Origin of the sequence: Devosia sp. (assembly GCF_041917035.1) — a bacterium.
Lineage (GTDB): Bacteria > Pseudomonadota > Alphaproteobacteria > Rhizobiales > Devosiaceae > Devosia_A.
On sequence record NZ_JAYRYM010000417.1, the window covers coordinates 1 to 2,025 of the forward strand.

Consider the following 2,025-nt stretch of genomic DNA (forward strand, 5'->3'; position numbering starts at 1 on the left):
ACTTGACCAGGTCGCCGCCGGCCAGCGGATACCACGGGATGAAGCCGATGCCGTTGGCCTCGCAATAGCGCAGCACGTCCTCACTCTTGCGGTTGGAGACATTGTAGAGGTTCTGCACGGTGGCGACCGGGAAGAACCGTTGCGCCGCCTTGATCTCCTCGACACTCACCTCGCTGAGCCCGGCATGGCGGACGAGGCCGTCCTTGATGAAGCCGGCAATGGCACCGAACTGCTCGTCGCGCGGCACCTTGCGGTCGATGCGGTGCAGCTGCCACAGATCGAGGCGCTCGAGCCTGAGGCGCCTCAGGCTCATCTGCACGCCCTGCGCGAGGAACTCCGGGCGGCCGACCTGGTGCCAGAGGTCCGGCCCGGTGCGGGTGAGGCCCGACTTGGTGGCGATGATGGTGCCATGGGGATAGGGCGCCAGTTCCTCCCCGATAAGGCGCTCGCTGACCTCCGGGCCGTAGCTTTCGGCGGTGTCGATCAGGTTGATGCCCAGCTCGGGCACCCGGCGCAGCGTGGCGCGGGCCTCGACCGGATCCTCGGGCTCGCCCCAGATCCCCCTGCCGGTGACGCGCATGGCGCCGAAGCCCAGGCGGTTGACGACGAGATCGCCGCCAATGGCGAACGTGCCCGAAAGGGCGGCATCGGGAGGGGTCATGTGGGGAATCCGGGAACGAGGAGAGACGGGCCGATACTGCTTGATCGGCAAGTGCCGATCAAGCCTCGCCAACGGCGGGGTCGCGCGCCGGCTCAGCCGTTCTCGACCATCGGCGCCTCGCCCGCGAAGCGGTGGTCGACGGCGCATTCGAGGATGAACGCCGCCAGGTCGTCGCGCGCGATGCTGGCATCGAGCCGCATGGCGTAACCGGGGCGGGCGAAGATCCTGCCGGTCGCCGGCCGGCCGGCGTGATTGGCGCTGCGCACCAGCGTCCAGTCGAGGCCGCTCGCACGCAGGTGCCCGGCATGGGCCTCGGCATCGGCCAGCAACCGGCCCGGCACCAGCCGCATGATGAGGCTCATCAGTCGCAGCGTCAGGGCCGCCGGATCGCCCGGCAGGCGGACCGAGGCACCGACCATCGAGACGATGCGGCGCGGCCCCGATTGCACCATCAGGGGGATCACCGCGGCGTCGAACAGCCCGAGCGTACCGTTGCCGGCCGACAGGCAGCAGATCACCGCATCGGCGTTGCGCAGGGTAGCGGAGACCGCCTCGCCGTCGTCCAGCGCGCCCTGCCTGACGCTGAGGCCCCGCCTCGCGGGCAGGCGCGCCGCGTTCCGCGCCAGCGCCTGCACCGGATGGCCGGCGGCCAGCGCCCGTCCCAGCACCAGGCTGCCGATACGACCGCTGCCGCCGAAAAGGGCGATCCTCATGGCACGTGCTCCACTGGCTGACCTCATCCTGCGCCAGCGCCCGCCGGGGGGCCTTGCGGTGGATCAAGCCCCCTCAGTTGTGCTCGTCGGGGAGGTTGGGCAGCGGCAGGAAATCGACGCCGTCGTCGATGAGGCCCGCCACCTCGTCGCGGGTCGCTTCGCCGTAGATGCCGCGCGCATCCGCCTCGCGGAAGTGGATCTTCCGCGCCTCCTCGGCGAAACGGTCGCCGACATAATCGGCTTCGCTCACCACCTTGCGGCGCATGGCGCGCAACAACTCGCGAATCTCGGCCTGCTGCGGATGGCCGCTCGACACGGTGACCTTGTCCGACCCGGACCGCGCCACCGCCGGAGCCATCAGCGCCTTCTCCACCCGGATCGAGGCGCAGACGGGGCAGCTGACGATGCCGCGCGCCAGCTGCTCGTCGAAGGCTTCGGCGGAGCGGAACCAGGCGTCGAACCGGTGCTGGTTGTCGCAAAGGAGTGCGTAGGTGATCACGCCGTGACGTCCTCGCGCGGGTTGGAAACGACACCCGCCACGCCCTGCGATAGCGAGAACGGCCGGGCATTGTCCAGCGCCGGCACCTTGCCGCGCGCCTCGGCGACCGCCTGAAGGTCGAGATCGGCGAGCGCCACGCCGGGCCCCTCTCC

At 70.4% G+C, this 2,025-nt stretch carries 3 protein-coding genes; all 3 read right to left on the reverse strand.

Annotated elements, in window-relative coordinates; all coding sequences use genetic code 11:
* Nucleotides 1–661: aldo/keto reductase (locus tag ACE3TU_RS21795; protein WP_374627950.1), on the reverse strand; the 661-nt coding region annotated here is incomplete at its 3' end.
* A 92-nt stretch (nt 662–753) separates the two neighbouring features.
* Nucleotides 754–1,374 (reverse strand): NAD(P)-dependent oxidoreductase, encoded by a 621-nt coding sequence (locus tag ACE3TU_RS21800; protein WP_374627951.1) that lies wholly within the window; start codon nt 1,372–1,374, stop codon nt 754–756.
* A 73-nt stretch (nt 1,375–1,447) separates the two neighbouring features.
* Nucleotides 1,448–1,873 (reverse strand): DUF1178 family protein, encoded by a 426-nt coding sequence (locus tag ACE3TU_RS21805; protein ID WP_374627952.1) that lies wholly within the window; start codon nt 1,871–1,873, stop codon nt 1,448–1,450.
* Nucleotides 1,874–2,025 lie beyond the last annotated feature (152 nt).

Coding starts and splice junctions, on each gene's coding strand:
- ACE3TU_RS21800 (WP_374627951.1), bottom strand. CDS start 1,374: ATGAGGATCGCCCTTTTCGGCGGCAGCGGTCGTATCGGCAGCCTGGTG.